18 protein-coding genes are annotated in these 20,188 nt (G+C 42.0%); 1 reads left to right on the top strand and 17 read right to left on the bottom strand.

The annotated features are described in order from the left end of the window. Window positions 1-25 precede the first annotated feature (25 nt). On the bottom strand, window positions 26-1,036 hold the full coding sequence (locus AC58QC_RS10725) for a 2-oxoacid:acceptor oxidoreductase family protein (protein WP_497415127.1): 1,011 nt from the start codon (window positions 1,034-1,036) through the stop codon (window positions 26-28). Between the two features lie 113 nt (window positions 1,037-1,149). Further along, on the bottom strand, window positions 1,150-1,317 hold the full coding sequence (locus AC58QC_RS10720) for a hypothetical protein (RefSeq protein ID WP_497415126.1): 168 nt from the start codon (window positions 1,315-1,317) through the stop codon (window positions 1,150-1,152). A gap of 211 nt (window positions 1,318-1,528) precedes the next feature. On the opposite strand from AC58QC_RS10720, the gene AC58QC_RS10715 reads away from it, so the two are divergent. After that, on the top strand, window positions 1,529-2,776 hold the full coding sequence (locus AC58QC_RS10715; protein WP_497415125.1) for an ATP-binding protein: 1,248 nt from the start codon (window positions 1,529-1,531) through the stop codon (window positions 2,774-2,776). A gap of 69 nt (window positions 2,777-2,845) precedes the next feature. On the opposite strand, the gene AC58QC_RS10710 is transcribed toward AC58QC_RS10715, so the two are convergent. The 15 genes from AC58QC_RS10710 to AC58QC_RS10640 form a co-directional block, all read right to left on the bottom strand. Continuing rightward, window positions 2,846-3,334 carry a low molecular weight protein-tyrosine-phosphatase gene (locus AC58QC_RS10710; protein WP_497415124.1) on the bottom strand — a complete coding sequence of 163 codons (489 nt, stop codon included), beginning with the start codon at window positions 3,332-3,334 and terminating at the stop codon, window positions 2,846-2,848. Next, window positions 3,331-4,065, bottom strand: coding sequence for a phosphonate ABC transporter ATP-binding protein (locus tag AC58QC_RS10705; RefSeq protein ID WP_497415123.1), 735 nt, complete (start codon window positions 4,063-4,065; stop codon window positions 3,331-3,333). Before AC58QC_RS10705 ends, AC58QC_RS10710 begins: the two co-directional genes overlap by 4 nt. Before the next feature lie 116 nt (window positions 4,066-4,181). Beyond that, entirely contained in the window at window positions 4,182-4,646 is a 465-nt protein-coding gene (locus AC58QC_RS10700; RefSeq protein WP_497415122.1) for a YlbF/YmcA family competence regulator, read from the bottom strand. A 34-nt stretch (window positions 4,647-4,680) separates the two neighbouring features. Further along, on the bottom strand, window positions 4,681-6,267 hold the full coding sequence (gene miaB, locus AC58QC_RS10695; protein ID WP_497415121.1) for a tRNA (N6-isopentenyl adenosine(37)-C2)-methylthiotransferase MiaB: 1,587 nt from the start codon (window positions 6,265-6,267) through the stop codon (window positions 4,681-4,683). A gap of 156 nt (window positions 6,268-6,423) precedes the next feature. Then, window positions 6,424-8,850, bottom strand: coding sequence for an EAL domain-containing protein (locus AC58QC_RS10690; RefSeq protein WP_497415120.1), 2,427 nt, complete (start codon window positions 8,848-8,850; stop codon window positions 6,424-6,426). A 290-nt stretch (window positions 8,851-9,140) separates the two neighbouring features. Next, complete coding sequence (gene pduL, locus AC58QC_RS10685) at window positions 9,141-9,710, bottom strand: phosphate propanoyltransferase (RefSeq protein ID WP_497415119.1); 570 nt, start codon at window positions 9,708-9,710, stop codon at window positions 9,141-9,143. Window positions 9,711-9,808: 98 nt separating this feature from the next. Next, on the bottom strand, window positions 9,809-10,675 hold the full coding sequence (locus AC58QC_RS10680; RefSeq protein WP_497415118.1) for a 2-oxoacid:ferredoxin oxidoreductase subunit beta: 867 nt from the start codon (window positions 10,673-10,675) through the stop codon (window positions 9,809-9,811). Further along, window positions 10,663-12,411: a 2-oxoacid:acceptor oxidoreductase subunit alpha gene (locus AC58QC_RS10675; RefSeq protein WP_497415117.1), complete on the bottom strand. Its 1,749-nt coding sequence runs from the start codon at window positions 12,409-12,411 to the stop codon at window positions 10,663-10,665. The genes AC58QC_RS10680 and AC58QC_RS10675 overlap by 13 nt, the downstream gene beginning before the upstream one ends. 208 nt (window positions 12,412-12,619) lie before the next feature. Then, complete coding sequence (locus AC58QC_RS10670; RefSeq protein ID WP_497415116.1) at window positions 12,620-13,561, bottom strand: dipeptidase; 942 nt, start codon at window positions 13,559-13,561, stop codon at window positions 12,620-12,622. A 143-nt stretch (window positions 13,562-13,704) separates the two neighbouring features. Then, a complete protein-coding gene (locus AC58QC_RS10665) occupies window positions 13,705-13,965 on the bottom strand; it encodes a stage V sporulation protein S (protein ID WP_028558349.1) in 261 nt (86 codons plus the stop codon). A 125-nt stretch (window positions 13,966-14,090) separates the two neighbouring features. Beyond that, entirely contained in the window at window positions 14,091-14,885 is a 795-nt protein-coding gene (locus AC58QC_RS10660; RefSeq protein WP_497415115.1) for a TIGR00282 family metallophosphoesterase, read from the bottom strand. Window positions 14,886-15,002: 117 nt separating this feature from the next. Beyond that, window positions 15,003-16,541 (bottom strand): ribonuclease Y, encoded by a 1,539-nt coding sequence (rny, locus tag AC58QC_RS10655; protein ID WP_028558347.1) that lies wholly within the window; start codon window positions 16,539-16,541, stop codon window positions 15,003-15,005. A 380-nt stretch (window positions 16,542-16,921) separates the two neighbouring features. Beyond that, entirely contained in the window at window positions 16,922-17,614 is a 693-nt protein-coding gene (locus AC58QC_RS10650; protein WP_497415114.1) for a regulatory protein RecX, read from the bottom strand. Between the two features lie 75 nt (window positions 17,615-17,689). Next, window positions 17,690-18,733: a recombinase RecA gene (recA, locus tag AC58QC_RS10645; RefSeq protein WP_497415113.1), complete on the bottom strand. Its 1,044-nt coding sequence runs from the start codon at window positions 18,731-18,733 to the stop codon at window positions 17,690-17,692. A 169-nt stretch (window positions 18,734-18,902) separates the two neighbouring features. Beyond that, the gene (locus AC58QC_RS10640; protein ID WP_497415112.1) at window positions 18,903-20,153 is read right to left on the bottom strand and encodes a competence/damage-inducible protein A; all 1,251 of its coding nucleotides are present in this window, start codon (window positions 20,151-20,153) and stop codon (window positions 18,903-18,905) included. Between the last annotated feature and the right edge of the window lie 35 nt (window positions 20,154-20,188).

Below are 20,188 nucleotides of genomic sequence, written 5' to 3'. Positions count from 1 at the left end.
TTCCACCCTTCTCCCTAAATACTCTCTAAGAGTTTATAGCTAGATTGAATCGATGAGGCATGCGGTTTAGATCTGCATAACCATCTTCTTCCCGCTCACTGGAGAGCGCATCGGTTGGACAAGCCTGTACACATTTAAGGCAACCCTTACAGTACTGATAGTCTATGCCTTGCAGGAACATTTGGGGACGCCCCTTCTTGTCGGGTAGCTCATCCCATACAAAACAAAAATCAGGACACACATTATCACACGATGCGCAGTGAATACATTTATCTTCATGAAAATGCGGCATCATCCCTGCACGGGATATACTCAAATCTTTTAGAATACTATTACCAGGATTCGTAACGACACCGCCGATTGGCTGCGTAGCAAAGCCCAGAACTGGTGTATCATACCGTACAAAATCTGGCATGGATTCCCCTTCTGGAAGCGCATACGTTTGGAAAACCACTTCGTTATAGCCCCGATCGAATGTACGTAAGGCTGGAGCAACCGCAAGCGGGTATTTCTTCTCTAACGATTTCCGAATGACACCTCGCATGACGTCTGGATCCAGAAAATCACACAATCGGAACATCGCTCCTAGCATCGCCATATTCACGCGATTCTTCTCTTCGAGTGAAATACCAATGGCATCAATTACTGCAATCGTTCCCCCTCTGAGTTTCATCTTCTCCTTCAACTCATCAGGCGTTTTGGTTGAATTTACTAACACTGTACTATCCTCGTAGATGCCACTGATAACGTTTACAGTTTTGGAAAGCGATTCATGAAAAACACCTACAACATGCGGTCGCTCAACGGGCGAGGTATCCCGAATTTTCGTTTCCATGTCACAAAATCGAATATGTGCTTTTACTGCTGATCCTTTCTTCTCAGACCCATAGGAAGAGAAACTGACACCGTTTAAACCAACGCCAACGACTCCTGCTTCTGCCAGCATCTTACCCGCTAGATTAGCGCCTAGACCGCCGATGGATTCCAGTCTTATCTCGAAAAATCCGAGATCGTTCAATTTAGGTAAAGTTACCATGCTTGGTCTCCTTTCAAAAATGAACTGCATAAAGAGTGAATAGAGTGAATAGTAAATCTACTATTATTGTAACAAGAAATGGCTGGTAATCAACCTTTTTTTGAAGCAGCCATTTAAAGCAAATAATCAATGATCAGACCGCACTTCCCAAGATAAAAACATAAAGATTCTGGATCGGCTTCAACATCCATCTTTCGTTCCTCACAATCCTCACAAACGTCTACATAATCGTCTTCAATCGGATTAAACACTACACCGCAAACCTGTGAGCACGTCCGCATTCACATCTCTCCTCGGCTTCAAATCCCCCAAAATTGTAAACGTTTGCAAATCATGTTTTCTTTATTATACAGTGGTTTATACGCCCTTGACCATAAGTCTTTATGAAATCTTTAGCATTCTAATAAGCCCATTTCTCTTGATTCAAATCGCTTTTGTGAGATAATGTAGAAATAATTAGCAAATTGTCGAATTATGGAAAGGATGTTAGGATTGCTTCATTTCATAGTTTCCAATGAACTGCACAACCTGTTCTACATCATGAGTGCTGTGCTGCTTCACCTTATTCTTGCTCCACATTTCATTCATAAAGAACTGCATTTGAATTTCTTTTTCTCGTTGATTCTAAGTGTCTTCTTACTACTTTACTGGAACTTTGCGGACATCGACCCTCTGATTTACTCACTTCAATTAGTGCCTGTCTGTTTACTCTTCGTGACGTTAAGCGTTGGCATTGTGCCATCCATCATGACATGGCTCATTTTCAATTTCGGTTGTATGTTCGTTCTTCACTATTACTGGGAACCAGCCTTGCTAAGCAGCACCTTCCTGCTTATTTTCGGCTTTCTAATTCGAAATCGCATAGCTCTCGTATCTTTGCGGATAAAACTTGCTTATGCAACTGGCATACTCATCGTATATGAACTATTGTATGCTCCGCTTGCCCCTTATGTCTTAGCGCCAATTTCCTTATATACAGGGTACGTTGTATGCTTTGCCTTCATCTCACTATGGATCATGATCTCATTACTTTTTTATATTAACAAATATGAAATACAGAGAACGCAAATTGCTCATTTAGAGAAAAATCGCATGCTTGCTGAATTATCCGCAACGATCTCACATGAGATCCGAAATCCGCTTACCTCAACACGCGGTTTTCTACAATTACTGCTGAAAGCAGATTTGTCGAGTTCGGATCGTAGTCGTTATGTCGATCTTGCATTATCCGGTGTAGACCAATCAATTAACATTCTGACCGATTTCCTAAACTATGCGAAGCCATCACTCGACTTGAAAGAACATCTTGATATTAAAGAGGAATTAGATCATACCGTTCGCTTTATTACACCGTATGCCTTAGATTTTCAAGTTGCAATCGATATTTCACATGAATGTGAAGCTCCCCTTTATATTCTTGGTGAATCCCAAAAACTGCGCCAATGCTTACTTAATCTGATCAAGAATGCGATTGAGTCTATGCCTAATGGCGGAAGGTTATCCTTACGCACCTGGAAGCATCCTAGTGCGGTTCAGATCTCGATCACGGACACGGGTGTAGGAATGACGAATAAACAATTGAATTCCTTGGGTAGACCCTTCTATACAACCAAAGAACATGGCACTGGGCTTGGGCTTGTTGTTGTGATGAGTCTAATTAAGAAAATGAACGGCAAAATTACATTTTCAAGCAGCCTCAATCGCGGCACGCAATGCTCCATCATTTTCCAACAAAAGTAAACATACCAAAAAAGCAAGCTAGACAAGAGACTACTCTTTTCTAGCTTGCTTTTATTAATTTCTAATGAATTATGTAGCTAATTTTTCCTTCTCAACGATAAATGCGAGTAATCGGCTGCAGCTTTCCTCAACCATCTCAAACACTTCTTGAAACTTCCCGGTATAATACGGATCAGGCACGTCGGTATGCTCCTGATTACCTGAGAAATCCAACAATTTATGAATCGATGCTCTCTTCTCATCTCCCGCTAATTCAGGAGAAAATGTGGCTAGATTCACAATATTACTTTCATCCATCGCAATGATATAAGTAAATTGGGTGAAATCATCCGGCCTTACTTGTCTGGCCTTTAGGCCTTCATGACCAATTCGATAACGGTCAAGAATGTCCCTAGTACCTTGATGAGGTGGATGACCGATATGCCAATCCCCTGTGCCTGCCGAATCAATGGCAATGACACCTTCGAGACCCGCTTCCTTGACTTGATGACGAAACACAGCTTCCGCCATGGGGGAACGACAAATATTACCTAAGCAGACGAATAAGACCCTAATCATATTTGACCAAAAACAAGCATCTTTTCATTTAAAGTGAGCGGTCGAGCTGGAATATCCAATACAATACGGCCTTCCGACACACCCCAAATACGTGTTGCGAAACGCTCAGCTAGTTCAACCTTATGCAGAGTTGCGATGACACTCATGTTGCGTTCTTTACACAAGGACTTCAAATCTTGCAGGATGTACTCTGTAGACTTAGGATCAAGGCCAGAAACAGGCTCATCTGCGACGAGTACCTTAGGTCCAAGAATCAAAGCTTTGGCAATCGCGACACGTTGCTGTTCGCCACCGCTAAGCTGACCAACCTTTTTATCCCCTTTATCCAAAAGGCCAACCTTTTCTAGGAAATCCATACTATCCACATGTTCATTTCTGGACGTCATGCCTGTAAGAATACGTAGTGGGGCTTGATACACTCTGCCCATCAACACATTTTTGACAGCGCTTTTATTCCGATTTAGAAAAGGCTTCTCTTCCAAGTAAGCGAAATCCTTCCCTAATTTAAATCGATCCCAAGCACCTGGCTTCGTAATATCATTCGAGTTATAAATGAGCTGACCGCTTGTCCATTTCTCTTGATGACTAATACATTTAAGCAGCGTAGTTTTCCCGCTTCCACTGCTGCCGATCACCGCGATAAATTCTCCTGCATCTACCTGAAAGCTTATTTGCGATAGTACCTGATTGTCCGGAGGAAATACTTTACTTAAATTTCGAACTGTCAGCATGACAACTCTCCTTCACGTAAGTCCATATAAATGCTTATATTTCGGAAAAAATCGCCACTCAAATCAAGCCTACTCTGCTCGTTGAGGGCGATTTCCTTCTCTTTTACAAGATAACCTTAATCGCAAGAAGTCGGTGCTTCTGCCGCGCCTGCTTCAACATTAATTTTATCCGAAATTGTATCTCTGACTACCGACATAACTAATTGTAGCAAATAGTTGATATCTTCTTGCGTTTGCTTGAACTCGTTAACGATCGGAATTCCATCTAACTCATCCTGGAGAACTTCGATTTCATTCTCGATTTTTTCCACCATTTTCTTGTTCTGGAACGTTTCAAAAGCGACAATCTCTTTTTGCTTTTTCTTAATAGCACTAATAAGGGATTGAATATCGGGATTCGTTGCAATTTGCTTTTCAGCTTTTTGATAGAACTGAACTTCATTGGAAGTGGTTAGCAAATTAGCTAACTCCTTTGCTTTCGCCAAAATATCTTGGCGAACGATCATTTCTGTATTCGTAAATTCCTCTACTTTGAATGCATGAGGCAGGTTATCATCATGTGCATGATCACATTGGGACATTTCTAAACACGCTCCTATTTATCCAGTTCATAATTTATACGGACATTTGAAGAGGCTTGGGTACGATCTCGCCTTTCAAAATCCACGTTTGTGCATGTGTGACTTTAACATTAACCATTTGGCCAATTAAGGATGGGTCTCCTGTGAAGTGGATGAGTTTATTCGTCCGCGTACGGCCGGCAAGCACATCCGTATTGTTCTTACTTTCACCTTCAACCAACACTTCGACGGTTTGATGTAATAAGCGCTCATTGCTGTCTTTACTTAGCTTATTAACCAGCTCATTCAGTCGATATAGACGCTGCTTCTTCACTTCCATCGGAACATTATCCTCCATCTCAGCAGCAGGCGTACCTACTCTTGGTGAATAAATGAAAGTAAAAGCAAAATCAAACCCAACTTCCTCGTACAGCGTCATCGTATCCTCGAATTGCTCATCCGTCTCGCCTGGGAAACCAACGATAATATCCGTTGTCAACACAACGTCAGGCATTGTCGCCTTGATTTTACTCGCAAGCTGCAAATAATGATCTCTCGAATACTTTCGGCTCATCCGTTTTAAGACTTCTGTATTACCAGCTTGCACTGGCAAATGGATGTGCTCAACGAGATTACCACGTTTGCCTAATACCTCGATCAAGCGGTCATCGAAATCTCGCGGATGCGAAGTTGTGAATCGAATACGTGGAACATCAATTTTACGTATATCGTCCATCAAATCAGCGAACGTGTACGTTATATCTTCAAAGTCTTTGCCGTAGGCATTGACATTCTGTCCAAGTAGCGTAATTTCCTGAAAGCCTTGACGAGCCAAGTCTCTGACTTCAGCCAAAACGTCCTGGGGTCTACGGCTTCGCTCTTTCCCACGTGTATATGGAACGATACAGTAGGTACAGAACTTATCGCAGCCGTACATAATGTTAACCCAAGCACGGATACCTTCCCGTTTTTTGGGGAGATTTTCTACGATATCGCCTTCCTTTGACCATACCTCCACAACCATTTCTTTGTTGAAAAAGGCATCCTTCAAAAGGCTTGGCAAGCGATGAATATTATGCGTTCCGAATATCATATCGACAAACGCATGCTTTTGCATAATGCGATTGACAACGGATTCTTCCTGCGACATACATCCGCATACACCAAGAATAAGTCCTGGCTTTTGTGCTTTCAAGGTCTTCAAATGACCAAGCTCACCGAACACTTTATCTTCGGCATTCTCACGGATTGCACATGTATTCAGTAAAATGACATCTGCGATCTGTTTGTCTTCCGTGGCTGTATAACCCATCTGCTCGAAAAGACCCTTCATGACTTCGGTATCGTGCTCGTTCATTTGACAACCATAAGTTGTGATTAAATAATGTTTGTCCTTACCAAATTGCTGCATATCTTCCGGAATGGCAAAATCGTAATGAACCTGAATGTCCTCTTTACCACGTTGCTTCTCATCCTTATAGTTGGGTGCAGAATTAATTTGGATATTCCTACCTTTAATTCGATAAGTCGTTTTGCCCTCTTCTTGGCTTAACACTTTCGCATCCGAGAAGTCAAAGTATTTGGAGTAATCCTTAACCTTGTCGGATTTTAAGTCCGATGTATTTTGGTTCTCCTTCGACATGATGAATTCACTTCCCTTTATCTATAAATATAGCTCTAACTTGTATTAACCCAATATCAAATTATAGCACAAATGATACCTGTATATCCATATTAGCATCTTCAACACAATGAGGACAAAAAAACCTTCTCCTAAGAGAAGGCTCTGAAATCATTTTTAACCATACGTGTATTGCCGTTTGATAAGACCCGTCATTTCTTGTGCAGGAATTGGGCGGCTAAACAAGTAGCCTTGTGCTTCATTACATTCCTTTTGTAATAAGAACTGAAGCTGTTCCTCCGTCTCCACGCCTTCTGCAATAACCTTCAAATCTAAATTATGAGCCATTGAAATAATCGTATGTACAAGTGCAGCATCCTTGGCATCCTCAAACATATTCCGAGTAAAAGATTGATCAATTTTTAAACTGTCGATAGGAAAAAGCTTCAAATAATTTAAAGATGAGTAGCCTGTTCCAAAATCGTCGATCGATAAAAAGATACCCATCGTTTTTAGCTTATGCATGGTCTCAATCGCGTACTTCGAATCTTGGATTATACTTTCCGTTAGCTCAAGTTCAAGGTATTGAGAATCTAGCCCGGACTCTTTCAATGCGTGGCTAACCGTTTCTATTAGATTATTCTGCTTGAATTGCCTTGAAGAAATATTAACTGCCATTCGAAATGGCTCATAGCCTTGATTCTGCCATTCTTTATTTTGACGGCATGCTTCATTCAGAACCCACTCTCCGATGGGTATAATTAAGCCTGTTTCTTCAGCTAAAGGGATGAAATCAGCAGGAGGAATTTGACCCCACTCCGGGTGATGCCAACGAATAAGTGCTTCTACACCGATAACCTTACCTGAATTCACATCAATCTGCGGCTGATAATAAACTATAAATTCATTTCGCTCCAAAGCTTTACGCAGTCCAATTTCCATCTGCATTTTTTTGGTTACCGCTTCGTTCATCTCCGGTGTATAAAACTGAAAATTATTTTTACCATGTTCTTTCACACGATACATCGCAGTGTCTGCATTCTTAATTAATGTCTCAATATCCCCACCGTCGGATGGATAAAGACTGATTCCAATCGAAGGTGTCACAAATAGCTCGTGTTCAAGAATGGTAAAAGACCGTGAGAATATACGAACAATTTTTTGAGCATTTTTTATCATCTCATCAGCGTTGGTATGCGTCCATAATACGATAAATTCATCGCCGCCTTGCCGAGAAACCGTGTCGCCTTTCCCAATGCTAGCTTCGAATCGACTCGCAACCTCTATCAGTAGTTTATCGCCCATCGCATGACCAAGCGTGTCATTAATATATTTAAAACGATCCAGATCAATAAACATGATCCCGATGCTTTGTTGGTTTTCATGGGCTTGAACAAGAGCGAGCTCGAGGCGATCATTCAATAAGAGCCTATTTGGTAGACCTGTTAACGGATCGCGATATACCATCTGATTGATCTTTTCTTCAGCCCGCTTGCGCTCGGAGATATCTCGTATAATGCAGCTAAAATATGTGTTTCCTTCTTCTTTCCAAACTGCGATCGAAAGTTCGACAGGTAACTCGCTTTGATCTTTTCTTAATCCTTGTAATTCATGCATTTTGCCTAGCTCATTCGCTTCCTCAGTGGTAAGGAGAACTTCAAAACGTTCTTGATGAGTTGCTAAATAGCGATCAGGGAAAATAATATGTAATTTTTCACCGATTAGCTCCTGTTCTTCGTATCCAAAAATGAGCTGAGCACCTTTATTCCAAGTGATAATAGTCCCTTTGTTATCTGTTAAAATAATAGCATCATGAGCTGATTCTATGACGGATCGAAATCTTTTCTCTGACATCAACAATTGCGATTCAAATCGTCTATCGATGAAGGTGCTAATGAACGCTAATCCTAAAATGAATAAAACACCAAAACCAATCAAGTATGCTAATAATGACGTGTCAAATGTAAGCTCTGAAACCATGTTTGCATGATCGTGCTTAAAGGTTGCAGCTGCCATACCCGTATAGTGCATCCCGCATATGGCAATCCCCATAATTAACGAGCTGACTAGCTTACGTAACAAAATACGAGGTGAGGTCGCGTTCTGCTTTATGGAGAATAACAGCAGGAGTGCTACTAATGAAACAACATAGGCAATGATGGCAGAAAGAGCCCATAGAAAAGGGTTATATACAATGGTTGCACCCATCACCATCGCTTCCATACCGATGTAATGCATGGAAACAATCCCAGTGGCAATAAATGTAGCTCCAATAAAAACATGAGGCTTCCGCATGACAGGTCGACTGATGATATGTAAGGCTAACCACGATGCCAGCAGCGCTGGGATAATTGAATAAAACACCGTAGATAATTGGTAAGTGACGGATATATTTAAATGAAAGGCCAGCATAGCGACAAAATGCATCGACCAAATGCCCATCCCCATTGCAAATGCGCCGCCAGCTAACCAGGCTTGCCTTGCTGAACCTTTGGCCTTATGGATTCGAATGCCAAGATCCAATGCTGCAAATGAAGCAATGATGGCAATGAGGATTGAAAAGCCGACGAGTGGGATGTGATAAGTACTTGAAATAGTTTCCACAATGATGTCTCCTAACTTTAGAGGCATTGATAGTTACAAACCAAAGGAGTCACTGGTTCAGATATATTTGCCTATCCATACATTTAAATATGTATCTATTGAAAACTATTTTACCATGATTTACATGGAGCCTCTATATGTTTATGTCGAATGTACTCGAAAATATGCAAAAGTTACATCTTCACGTAATTTTCATGCAAAAGATGCAAATAAAAACATCCTTTACATGTCCGAGTAAAGGATGTTTTTATTTGCACAATTAGCCCGTTAAATAATTAATGACATTAACTTTAGAGAAGAAGTTCCGCTTCGTCTCCCGTTTTAACACCTGCAGCATTTCCTTCATCCGTATCAATATGCATGTCCAAAGCAAATTGGTCAGATACACGCGCAATCACATCTTCAAAAATTAAAGGGCGTTCTCCACGTAATAGAACTCGAAGACGTTGTTTATCTTGTATCCCCCATTGATTTGCATCAGAGGTATGGAAATGAATATGTCTCGCTGCAACGATGACGCCTTTTTCTAAGGTAACTTCCCCTTTTGGTCCAATCACACGTAATCCAGGTGTATCTTGAATTTGACCTGATTCACGTACTGGTGGATGGATCCCTAATGAGAAGGCATCTGTTCGCGAAACCTCGATTTGTGTTTGTGGTCGTATCGGACCTAATATCCGAACTTTATCAAATTGACCCTTTGGCCCTACAATGGCAACCGTCTCCTGTGCCGCGAATTGTCCTGGCTGTGAAAGGTCTTTGAATATAGATAGCTCATACTCATCACCGAATAATGTAACCAAATCAGACTGGGAAAGGTGGATATGCCTTGCTGAAACACCGATTGGGACCATGGGCATGGTGGGAATCTTCCTCTCATATAGATCATATTTGTCAGTATTACCGCTCATCAAAAAAGGCATACGGAATTTCACCGTATGCCTTCGTAGGAAATTGCTTATTTGAACTCAGTAAGCATTTTGCTGAAGTCAGCTTCGGAAAGCTTAAGGTCTTGTTTGCTAAGACCTTCTTTAGCAAAGCTAGGAATGGAATCTTCATAGCTCTTTTTATCTTTGTTTTGGTAGATGATACCCGTCAACATGGAGTTTGTTTCCATGATCTTCGTCATCGCCATCACACGGTTTGTGTAATCATAGTCTGGAATTTCATCCAAATCTACGATATTCTCTTTGAACCAGTCATACGTGTTTACTTTATTGAAAGTAACACATGGGCTGAATACGTTGATCAAGGAGAAACCTTTGTGGTTCAAACCAGCTTCAATAACAGCTGTTAACTGTTTCAAGTTACTGGAGAATGATTGTGCTACGAAAGAAGCACCAGCAGCCATTGCGATTTCTAATGGTGAGATTGCTGACTCAATTGTACCTGAAGGTACACTTTTCGTTTTGAAACCTTCCGCACTACGTGGGGATGCTTGACCTTTCGTCAAACCGTAGATTTGGTTATCCATTACAATGTAAGTAACGTCAATGTTACGACGAATAGCATGAACAGTGTGCCCCATACCAATTGCAAAGCCGTCTCCGTCTCCACCGGAAGCAATAACTGTCAAATCGCGGTTAGCCATTTTCACGCCTTGTGCGATAGGCAGGGATCTTCCGTGAATACCGTGGAATCCGTATGCATTGATGTATCCAGAGATACGTCCAGAACATCCGATACCTGAAACGATTGCTAAGTTTTCTGGCTCCAATCCAACGTTTGCTGAAGCACGTTGAATTGCTGCTTGTACGGAGAAATCTCCACATCCAGGACACCAGTTAGGCTTTACATTGTTACGAAAGTCTTTTAATGTTGCCATGCTAAAGTCAACTCCTTACATTTTTGTTCAATTTCTGCTGGCAAGAATGGGTTACCGTTATATTTAAGAACGTTTTTGATTTTATCTGCATGACCAACATGAAGTTTGATTTGATCTGCTAATTGACCAGTAGCGTTGTTTTCAACAACGATAACTGTTTTCGCTTTTTCAACAAGCGGTCTTAGTTGATCTGCTGGGAACGGGTGAATCAAACGAACTGTAGCATGGTTGGTTTTGATGCCTTCCAATTCAACACGACGTCTAGCTTCATCGATTGTTCCACCAGTTGAACCCATACCAATAATAAGAAGGTCAGGATTTTCATGAGGCGCATCGAATTTGATCGCGTCTGTCACTTGAATGTGTTTCAACTTCTCAAGACGCTTATCCATCATACGTTGACGGTTTTCAGTGCTTTCCGAAGGACGACCTGTTTGGTCATGCTCTACACCTGTTACATGGTGAATACCATGCTTAACGCCTGGAATGACACGTGGTGAAACACCGTTTTCAGTGAACTCATACCGTTTAAACAATTGATTAGGTTCTTGTTCAGGAGCTTCTGATACGAGTGCGCCGCGGTCAATAACGATGCGGTTGTAATCCAGCATTTCTGCAGATTGTTTACCAAGGGAAAGCTGAAGATCTGTCATAAGAATTACTGGTACTTGATATTTCTCAGCAAGGTTGAAGGCTTCAATTGTATCGTAGAAGCACTCTTCGATCGTGCTTGGGGATAGTACGATTTTCGGGATTTCTCCGTGTGTTCCGTAAACCATTGCGTTCAAATCGGATTGTTCTTGCTTCGTTGGAAGTCCTGTACTTGGACCACCACGTTGCGTATCAACGATAACAACTGGCGTTTCTGTCATACCTGCAAGACCGATTGCTTCCATCATCAAGGACAAACCAGGACCTGCAGAAGCTGTAAGAGCACGAGCACCTGCGTAGTTAGCGCCGATTGCCATTGTACATGCTGCAATTTCATCTTCCGTTTGAATAACAGTTCCACCCAATTTAGGAAGTACTTTTTGCAAGTATTCCATTACTTCAGACGCTGGTGTGATTGGATAAGCCGGCATGAAGCGGCAACCTGCAGCAACAGCTCCAAGAGCGATTGCATCATTACCGATCATGAACAATTTTTGTTGTCCATCAGCAGGCTCAAGTTGGAAGTCAGCGATAGGTCCGCCAGCAAGTTCAAGTACGGATTCTGCACCTTTACGAACTGCCTCGATGTTCTTCTCAACAACCGCTGCGCCTTTACGTCCAAATTCTTCTTCAACTGCTTTATTAAACACGTCAATCGGCAAGCCAAGTAGAGCCCATGAAGCGCCTGACGCGGCCATGTTCTTAAATAGGGAAGTTCCTAATTCCTCAGCGATCGCAGTGATCGGTACTGGGAACAATCTAGCTTTAATGCCTTCTGGTAAAACAGGGTTAAATTTAGCATCCGCAACAATAACACCATTGTCGCGAAGTTCGTGTGCGTTGAAATCGATACTTTCTTGGTCAAAAGCAACAAGAATATCTAAGTCGTCTGAAATTGCGCGAATCGGCTTGGTGCTGATGCGAATCTTGTTATTTGTATGCCCCCCCTTAATCCGTGAAGAGAAATGACGGTACCCATACAAATAGTAACCGAGACGGTTCAATGCAGTAGAGAAAATGCGGTCTGTACTTTCGACCCCTTCACCCTGCTGACCTCCGATTTTCCAAGATAACTGACTAATCACCGTACGTCCACTCCTTTTGATTGTAGCTGCATGAAGAAAATTTGATAAGCTTATTGTTTAGTATTTTAAGATGCTGCAATAAAAAAATTCTTTCACTTGTCATCCAAATTCTATGCCTTTAAAGAGTAAATTGCAAGAGGTTTCATCGTTTCTAAAAGATAGAGTTTTTAGATTGTATCCATATCAATATTAGATCGATTCCTTTCTATCATTGCGGAAGGTTCACCAACATGAAATTGCGCCAATTCCCATACAAAAATGCCTCTACTTGCGACTCCGTATAGTTTTTACACAAAGCTTCTATAATATTTCCGTATTGTCCAACATGTCTTAAATCTTTCACCCACTGCTCGATCCCATCAAAATCCGAACCAAAACCAATTTGGGACTCTCCACCTAATGCACAGATATGATCAATGTGTTTCAGGATCGATGGTATCTGAACCGTCGTATTCGAGTTATCCAGAAAGTATGGAACAAACGTAATTCCCATCAATCCATTACATCGTATGATAGCTTTAATTTGATCATCTGATAAATTTCTTGGATGGGGGCAGATGTGATAAGCATTGGAGTGCGATGCTATGAATGGTTTTTTGTAAACTTCAACGAGTTCCCAGAAGGCTGCAACGGAAAGATGGGACACATCGACTATTATACCCATAGTTTCGATTTCTTTTAACATCAGCTTCCCTTTTTTTGTAAACCCGCCTTTTCTCGGCTCCATGACTCCGTCCGCAGCCCAATTCGCGTAGTTCCACGTCAGCCCAGCGCAGCGTACACCTAAATGCGCGAGAATCCGTAAATGTGTTAAATTTCCCGCGAGCGCATCCAACCCTTCTAACGTCAAAATAGCCCCAACCTGCTGAGTCTGCTCCAACGCAACCCAGTCCGAAGCCGATTGAATAAACCTCATTTGTGGATGACTTATGATTTTCCGGTGGAAAACATCAACCATTTGCAAAATATGCTCAAAGCTTGGATTAGAGATGGAATCAGACAGATAGATTGCGAAATATTGTACCTTAACCCCTGCTTGCTGGAGCTTAGGAAAGCTTACATCGAGTTCTAGCACATCCTGATTGAAATCCAACTTATCGTTCATATACAGCTTCGTTAATGCGTCACAATGTCCGTCTACAATTTTCATCTCATAACCGCCTCTCGACATCGAAATTAGGTGTCTAAACAGCACAAAAACCTCTATACAGAGGTTTCTTAGGCAATGTGATAACATTTCGTTTTAACTTACTGTTAGTCATGAAAGTCAAATCTTATACTTTGCTTTGCCTTCTACCGAGGCTCGACAATCAATTTAATAGCTGTCCGGTCCTCCCCATCAATAACGATATCCGTGAAGGCTGGTACACATATTAAGTCGACTCCACTAGGCGCCACAAATCCTCTTGCGATAGCTACTGCTTTGATGGCTTGGTTCAACGCACCTGCACCTATCGCTTGAAGCTCAGCGGCTCCACGCTCACGCAATACGCCTGCCAATGCACCTGCTACGGAGTTTGGATTGGATTTTGCTGAAACTTTTAACACATCCATGAATAGTACCTCCTCGGAAATGATGGATAGCTTCCAATACCCATCATATTCGCAAGGTTGACTAAACATGCTAACTCATCCCATTATTACTGATTACTGATTACTGATTACACCAGAAAGCTCATCTAATCCATGAATACCTGATCTTCATCATATCGAATCAAGTTAATTCCTTTGGCGAAGCCTGTCTGATCATTTAAGTCTATGACTACCGCATGGAAATGCCATTTCCCCTCATCCGTAATGAAACGAACAGGAAGCTGTGTTTTGAACTTCTGGAGTACTGCGTTACGTTCTACCCCTAGAATGCCATCACGAGGCCCTACCATCCCCACATCTGTCACATACGCCGTCCCTTGAGGCAACACACGGTTATCATTCGTTTGCACATGTGTATGCGTTCCAACCACAGCAGAAACCCTACCATCCAAATGCCAACCCATCGCGATTTTCTCTGAAGTTGCTTCCGCGTGAAAATCGACAAAAACAAATTTATGTTTTTTCTTATCGCCTTCCAAAATTTCATCCACTTTACGGAATGGACAATCAATCGGCGGCAAGAATGTTCGTCCCTGTAAATTAATAATTAGAAGCTCTTGATCCTTCACTTTAATAATTGTATGGCCTCTTCCGGGAGTCCCTGGCGGGAAGTTCGCTGGACGTACCATTTTATCATCACGATCAATGAAATCGAAAATTTCTTTCTGATCCCATGTGTGATTCCCCATCGTAATCGCTTGAATGCCCATTTCATAAATTTCTTTCGCGATTGCTGCTGTAATCCCCTTGCCTGCCGCCGCGTTCTCCCCATTAGCAATGAACACAGCATGTGGATGTAATTGCTTAAGTCTAGGCATGATATTCTTCAATGCTTTTCTTCCAACAGAACCTACGATGTCACCGATAAATACAATTTTCATAACGTGAAACTAGCTCCTTTATGACCGAAAATGTTCTAATTAGTAGCACTTGAAGTTTACATTCGGCCTTGAAAATAAGGAAAAGTGGCTATGATAGCCACTTTTCGCATTTGGTTCTTATTTAGCGTATTCAACTGCTCTTGTTTCACGAATGACCGTAACCTTAATATGTCCTGGATAATCGAGTTCACCCTCGATTTTCTTCGTAATATCACGGGCTAAACGGAACGCTTCAGTGTCATCCACTTTCTCTGGCTGCACCATAACGCGAACTTCACGGCCTGCTTGAATGGCATATGATTTCTCAACACCTTCAAACGACTCTGAAATCTCTTCCAGCTTCTCAAGACGTTTGATATACGTTTCTAGCGTTTCTCTACGAGCACCTGGTCTCGCAGCTGACAATGCGTCTGCAGCACCGACTAGCATGGCAATAACAGAAGTTGCTTCCACGTCACCGTGATGTGAAGCAATACTATTAATAACGATTGGATGCTCTTTGTATTTCTTACCTATCTCAACACCGATTTCGACGTGAGACCCTTCAACTTCATGGTCTAACGCTTTACCAATGTCATGAAGCAGCCCGGCACGTTTCGCCAAAGTTACGTCTACCCCGAGCTCCCCGGCCATTAATCCAGCCAGATACGCTACTTCCATGGAATGTTTCAACACGTTCTGTCCGTAACTTGTTCTGAACTTCAGGCGCCCCAAAATTTTGATCAAGTCAGGATGCAATCCGTGTACCCCAACTTCAAACGTCGCTTGCTCCCCATATTCGCGGATACGTTCGTCCACTTCTTTGCGGGACTTCTCAACCATCTCTTCGATACGTGCTGGATGAATACGTCCATCCGCCACAAGTTTCTCAAGTGATGTGCGAGCAATTTCACGACGGATTGGGTCAAAACCTGATAAGATTACTGCTTCAGGCGTATCATCAATAATGAGGTCAATACCTGTCAATGTTTCCAATGCACGGATATTTCTACCTTCACGACCAATAATGCGGCCCTTCATTTCTTCATTAGGCAACGAGACAACTGAAACCGTGGTTTCAGCTACGTGATCTGCCGCACATCGCTGAATAGCAAGTGTGATGATCTCACGCGCTTTCTTATCGCCTTCTTCTTTGGCTTGTTGTTCGATCTCTTTGATAAGCTGCGCAGTTTCATGGCGAACTTCTTGCTCTACATTAGTAAGGATGATGCTCTTAGCTTCTTCCATCGTAAGACCAGAAATTCGTTCCAATTCTGAAACTTGGCTCTTATAAAGCTGATCAATCTGTGTTTGTGTATCTTCGATACGCTTCTCTTTGTTGGCTACTAACTCTTCTTTACGCTCGAGAGATTCTAATTTTTTATCCAGCGATTCCTCTTTTTGCAACAATCGTCTTTCTTGTCGTTGAATTTCATTCCGACGCTCACGAATGTCTTTTTCAGCTTCGGACCTAAGCTTGTGCACTTCGTCCTTTGCTTCCAGAACCGTTTCTTTTTTCAGTGCTTCTGCTTCCTTTTTGGCAGATTCTCTAATCTGCTCAGCGGCTGTTTCAGCACTGGAAATTTTCGCTTCTGCAAGAGATTTACGGATAAAATAACCAATCCCTAAGCATGCAGCTCCAACAACGAGAATGATCGCGATCCAGATGGCAGTCATCTTGTTCACCTCCTCGTTGGTTTCTCCAAGGTGTTAGCCTGGGGTACCTTCGGTTTTTTAATCCGATTTAATTGTTTGACTAGTCATACATACCCTTAACAATGTAGAGTATGGCTTTTAAATGAATGCGCACAGTGCGTTAGGGCACTATAGTGCTAATAATCCATAATCAACAGTGTAAAAATTGGCGGTTTTTACATCTGCCCTCTCAAAATCAATGAATTTAGTATGATTTTGAATACATTATGAAAATATACACTGTTATTTTATCTTTTGTCGAAGAAGCTTGTCAAGCGAATGTCCAAGAGATGATTAATTAGGCCCAATATTCACGAGGATATAATTAATGTCATTAAATAATATAAAATTAATTAATGTCATTAATTATCATCAAACTCATCTCCACTATAATCCATTTCCTCATCATCGGTTTCATTGCTGATCAATCCCAAAACCTTAGTAACAATTGACCCTGTATAACCTCTTCGCATTAGAAATGCCGCAGTCTTACGCTTTCTATCCATCAGTTTTCCTGACGTTTGCTTCCATTTCGTTCTGGCTATTTTAATTGCTCCCGCATATTCATCTTCTGGATTTATGGACTCCATGGTACTTTTAACCACATCTTGATGAATCCCTTTTTGTTGAAGTTCTTGTCGAATCAGGTTACGCCCTTTGCGTTGAGAAATCACACGATTGTCTGTCCACATCTTCGCGAATTCTTCATCATTGACGTACTTGTTCTCAATCAGCTTCTCACTCGCCCAATCTATGATTGGAGCTTCAAATCCCTTCTCTTTCAGTTTACGTTTCACCTCTGATAGAGAATGAGGACGTCTTCCAACCATATGCAGTGCCTTCACATAGGCCAAATTTCGCTCTTCATCCAAGATAATCGCTTCAATCGCTTGTTGATATAAGGATTCGCCTTTATTTAGACGATGTTTGATCAGAATATCCTCATGTACTGAAAAAGCGTACTCTTCATTTAAATAAATGTTAAAGCGATGTCTTCCTTGTTTTTGTTTTTCCACCTTGGTTATTACCTGCGATTGTTCTTCTTCGTGATTCATCTACAAACCCCCAATAATGGAGAAAAAGCACCCCAACACAAGGTTAAGGTGCTTCTTTCATCCTATCTTACAATCCTATTCGAAAGCTGTTTCCAACTCATCTTCATCATCATCCGCATTTGGACCAACCACTTTAATCAAGTTGCTGTTTTCTCTAATTCTTAGTTCAATCGTTTCAGAGATCGCTTTGTTATCTTTCAAGAATTGCTTTGCGTTCTCGCGACCTTGACCAAGACGCTCACCTTCATATGAATACCAAGCGCCGCTCTTATTCACGATATCCAGCTCAGTTCCGATATCAATAATGCTACCTTCGCGTGAGATGCCTTCACCGTACATAATATCGACTTCAGCTTGCTTAAATGGAGGCGCTACTTTATTCTTAACGACCTTAATTCTCGTACGGTTACCAACCATGTCATTTCCTTGTTTGATGGTTTCAATACGACGAACATCCAAACGAACAGAAGAGTAGAACTTCAATGCACGACCACCCGGAGTTGTCTCAGGGTTACCGAACATAACGCCAACTTTTTCACGCAATTGGTTGATAAAAATAGCGATAACTTTGGATTTATTGATTGCACCAGAAAGCTTGCGAAGAGCTTGTGACATCAACCGTGCTTGAAGACCTACGTGAGAATCACCCATGTCGCCTTCGATCTCCGCTTTAGGAACTAGTGCAGCAACGGAGTCGATAACAATAATATCTACCGCGCCACTACGTACAAGTGCTTCCGCGATCTCAAGTGCTTGCTCACCCGTATCTGGTTGGGAAAGCAATAGTTCATCTATATTAATACCAAGCTTACTTGCATAGGAAGGATCCAACGCATGCTCAGCATCAATGAAAGCAGCTTGTCCGCCTACTCTCTGAACTTCAGCAATTGCGTGTAGAGCTACAGTTGTTTTACCTGATGACTCTGGTCCGTATACTTCAATAATTCTTCCGCGTGGGAATCCACCTATTCCAAGTGCGATATCAAGGGCAAGAGCACCCGAAGAGATCGTTTCAACTTGCATATGTGTAGATTCTCCTAGCTTCATAATGGAGCCTTTTCCGAACTGTTTCTCAATTTGACGTAATGCGTTATCAAGTGCGGCACGACGATCTGACAAAACGACCACTTCCTTCTATCATTATAGGTATATGATAACTTGTTTTGGCATGTTTGCCAAGCATTTTTTCGAACATACATTCGTTTTTCTGCGAACAAACAAAAAACCGTAACAAAGTTATCGCTTTGCTACGGTTCTTCCGTTAACTATTTCTGATTATAGAGGATTTCTAGTTTTCTTTCAACTGTTTCCACAATTGATAGAGTGCACGCTTAGCGGCTCTTTGTTTGATAAACTCTCTATTCCCTGATAGTTGGAGAGTAAACACCTCTGTCTTCGCTTGCTTTTGTGCCAATCCAACATAGACAAGTCCCACAGGCTTCCCTTCAGACGGGCTTGGACCCGCCACACCGGTCACCGAGATGCCAAAGTCACTACCAGTCCTAACTAGCAGCTGTTCGGCTAAAATGACTGCTGTTTCGCTGCTTACAGCACCTGGAGCACCTTCTCCCTCTAAAACATCCATCGGAACACCAAGTAGTTTATGTTTTAAAGTGTTGGAGTACACGATAATTCCGCCAAGGAAAGATTCAGAGCTGCCCGGCACTGCCGTTATTAAATCACTGAGCAAGCCCCCTGTACAGCTCTCAGCCACAGCAAGTGTTTTCTTGCTCGCTGAGAGTAACTGCAAAACGATCGTCTCAATAGGGACGTCTTGATCCGCGTAAAAATACTCCCCTAACCGATTCGTAATTTCAGTTTCCGTAGCAAGTAATTTCTGCTCGCCTTCTACAGCCGAATGTGCACGCGTAGTTAAGCGAATTGTTACTTCACCCTCTTTTGCGTAAGGGGCAATCGTCGGGTCAGATTGCGCTTGGATCAAATCCAACAATTGATGCTCCAAATTGGACTCTCCAATACCTGCAAACTTCAACATTTTCGAATATAGCGGCACTTCATTTGTCATTAATAATTTAAGCCAAGGCACAGCATAATTGGTGAACATCGGCTTCATTTCCTTAGGAGGACCTGGTAAAAGTATAAAATGCGTCCCTTCGAACGTGATCGCATTTCCGACTGCCAAACCTGTATCATTATGTAAGGGATCGCTGTCTTCAAGCATTAGAGCTTGGCGTCGATTGCTTTCCACCATATGAATCCCTCTTGAAGCAAACAGTGATGTAATAGCCTCCATAGAAGGCTCATGAAGTACCAATTTACGCCCCGTAAACGCCGCTAATACATCCTTGGTCAAATCATCCAGTGTGGGCCCTAGCCCTCCAGTACAAATTACTACATCAGCTCGTGATGCAGCTAATTTAAGGCTATCTAACAGGCGCTGATCGTTATCTCCGACCACAGTTTGAAAGTAAATATCAATCCCTTGTGCAGCACACTCCCTCGATAAAAATTGCGCATTGGTATTCACAATTTGACCTAGCAGCAATTCCGTTCCAACCGCGATGATTTCAGCTTTCATCTACTGAACCCTCCTTAAAATGAGAAAACCTCTAA

This window comes from Paenibacillus sp. J22P51 (genome assembly GCF_059692215.1).
The sequence above is the reverse complement of the archived record's forward strand: the minus strand, read 5'-3'. Positions and strand labels throughout refer to the sequence as shown.

What these genes read in the sequence shown, in the direction of transcription:
- AC58QC_RS10705 (WP_497415123.1), bottom strand. Translation starts at nt 4,065, where the DNA reads ATGCTGACAGTTCGAAATTTAAGTAAAGTATTTCCTCCGGACAATCAG.
- AC58QC_RS10650 (WP_497415114.1), bottom strand. Translation starts at nt 17,614, where the DNA reads ATGAATCACGAAGAAGAACAATCGCAGGTAATAACCAAGGTGGAAAAA.
- AC58QC_RS10700 (WP_497415122.1), bottom strand. Translation starts at nt 4,646, where the DNA reads ATGTCCCAATGTGATCATGCACATGATGATAACCTGCCTCATGCATTC.
- AC58QC_RS10725 (WP_497415127.1), bottom strand. Translation starts at nt 1,036, where the DNA reads ATGGTAACTTTACCTAAATTGAACGATCTCGGATTTTTCGAGATAAGA.
- pduL (WP_497415119.1), bottom strand. Translation starts at nt 9,710, where the DNA reads ATGCCCATGGTCCCAATCGGTGTTTCAGCAAGGCATATCCACCTTTCC.
- AC58QC_RS10660 (WP_497415115.1), bottom strand. Translation starts at nt 14,885, where the DNA reads ATGAAAATTGTATTTATCGGTGACATCGTAGGTTCTGTTGGAAGAAAA.
- AC58QC_RS10720 (WP_497415126.1), bottom strand. Translation starts at nt 1,317, where the DNA reads ATGCGGACGTGCTCACAGGTTTGCGGTGTAGTGTTTAATCCGATTGAA.
- miaB (WP_497415121.1), bottom strand. Translation starts at nt 6,267, where the DNA reads ATGTCGAAGGAGAACCAAAATACATCGGACTTAAAATCCGACAAGGTT.
- AC58QC_RS10710 (WP_497415124.1), bottom strand. Translation starts at nt 3,334, where the DNA reads ATGATTAGGGTCTTATTCGTCTGCTTAGGTAATATTTGTCGTTCCCCC.
- AC58QC_RS10640 (WP_497415112.1), bottom strand. Translation starts at nt 20,153, where the DNA reads ATGAAAGCTGAAATCATCGCGGTTGGAACGGAATTGCTGCTAGGTCAA.
- rny (WP_028558347.1), bottom strand. Translation starts at nt 16,541, where the DNA reads ATGACTGCCATCTGGATCGCGATCATTCTCGTTGTTGGAGCTGCATGC.
- AC58QC_RS10665 (WP_028558349.1), bottom strand. Translation starts at nt 13,965, where the DNA reads ATGGATGTGTTAAAAGTTTCAGCAAAATCCAATCCAAACTCCGTAGCA.
- AC58QC_RS10680 (WP_497415118.1), bottom strand. Translation starts at nt 10,675, where the DNA reads ATGGCAACATTAAAAGACTTTCGTAACAATGTAAAGCCTAACTGGTGT.
- AC58QC_RS10670 (WP_497415116.1), bottom strand. Translation starts at nt 13,561, where the DNA reads ATGAAAATTGTAGACGGACATTGTGACGCATTAACGAAGCTGTATATG.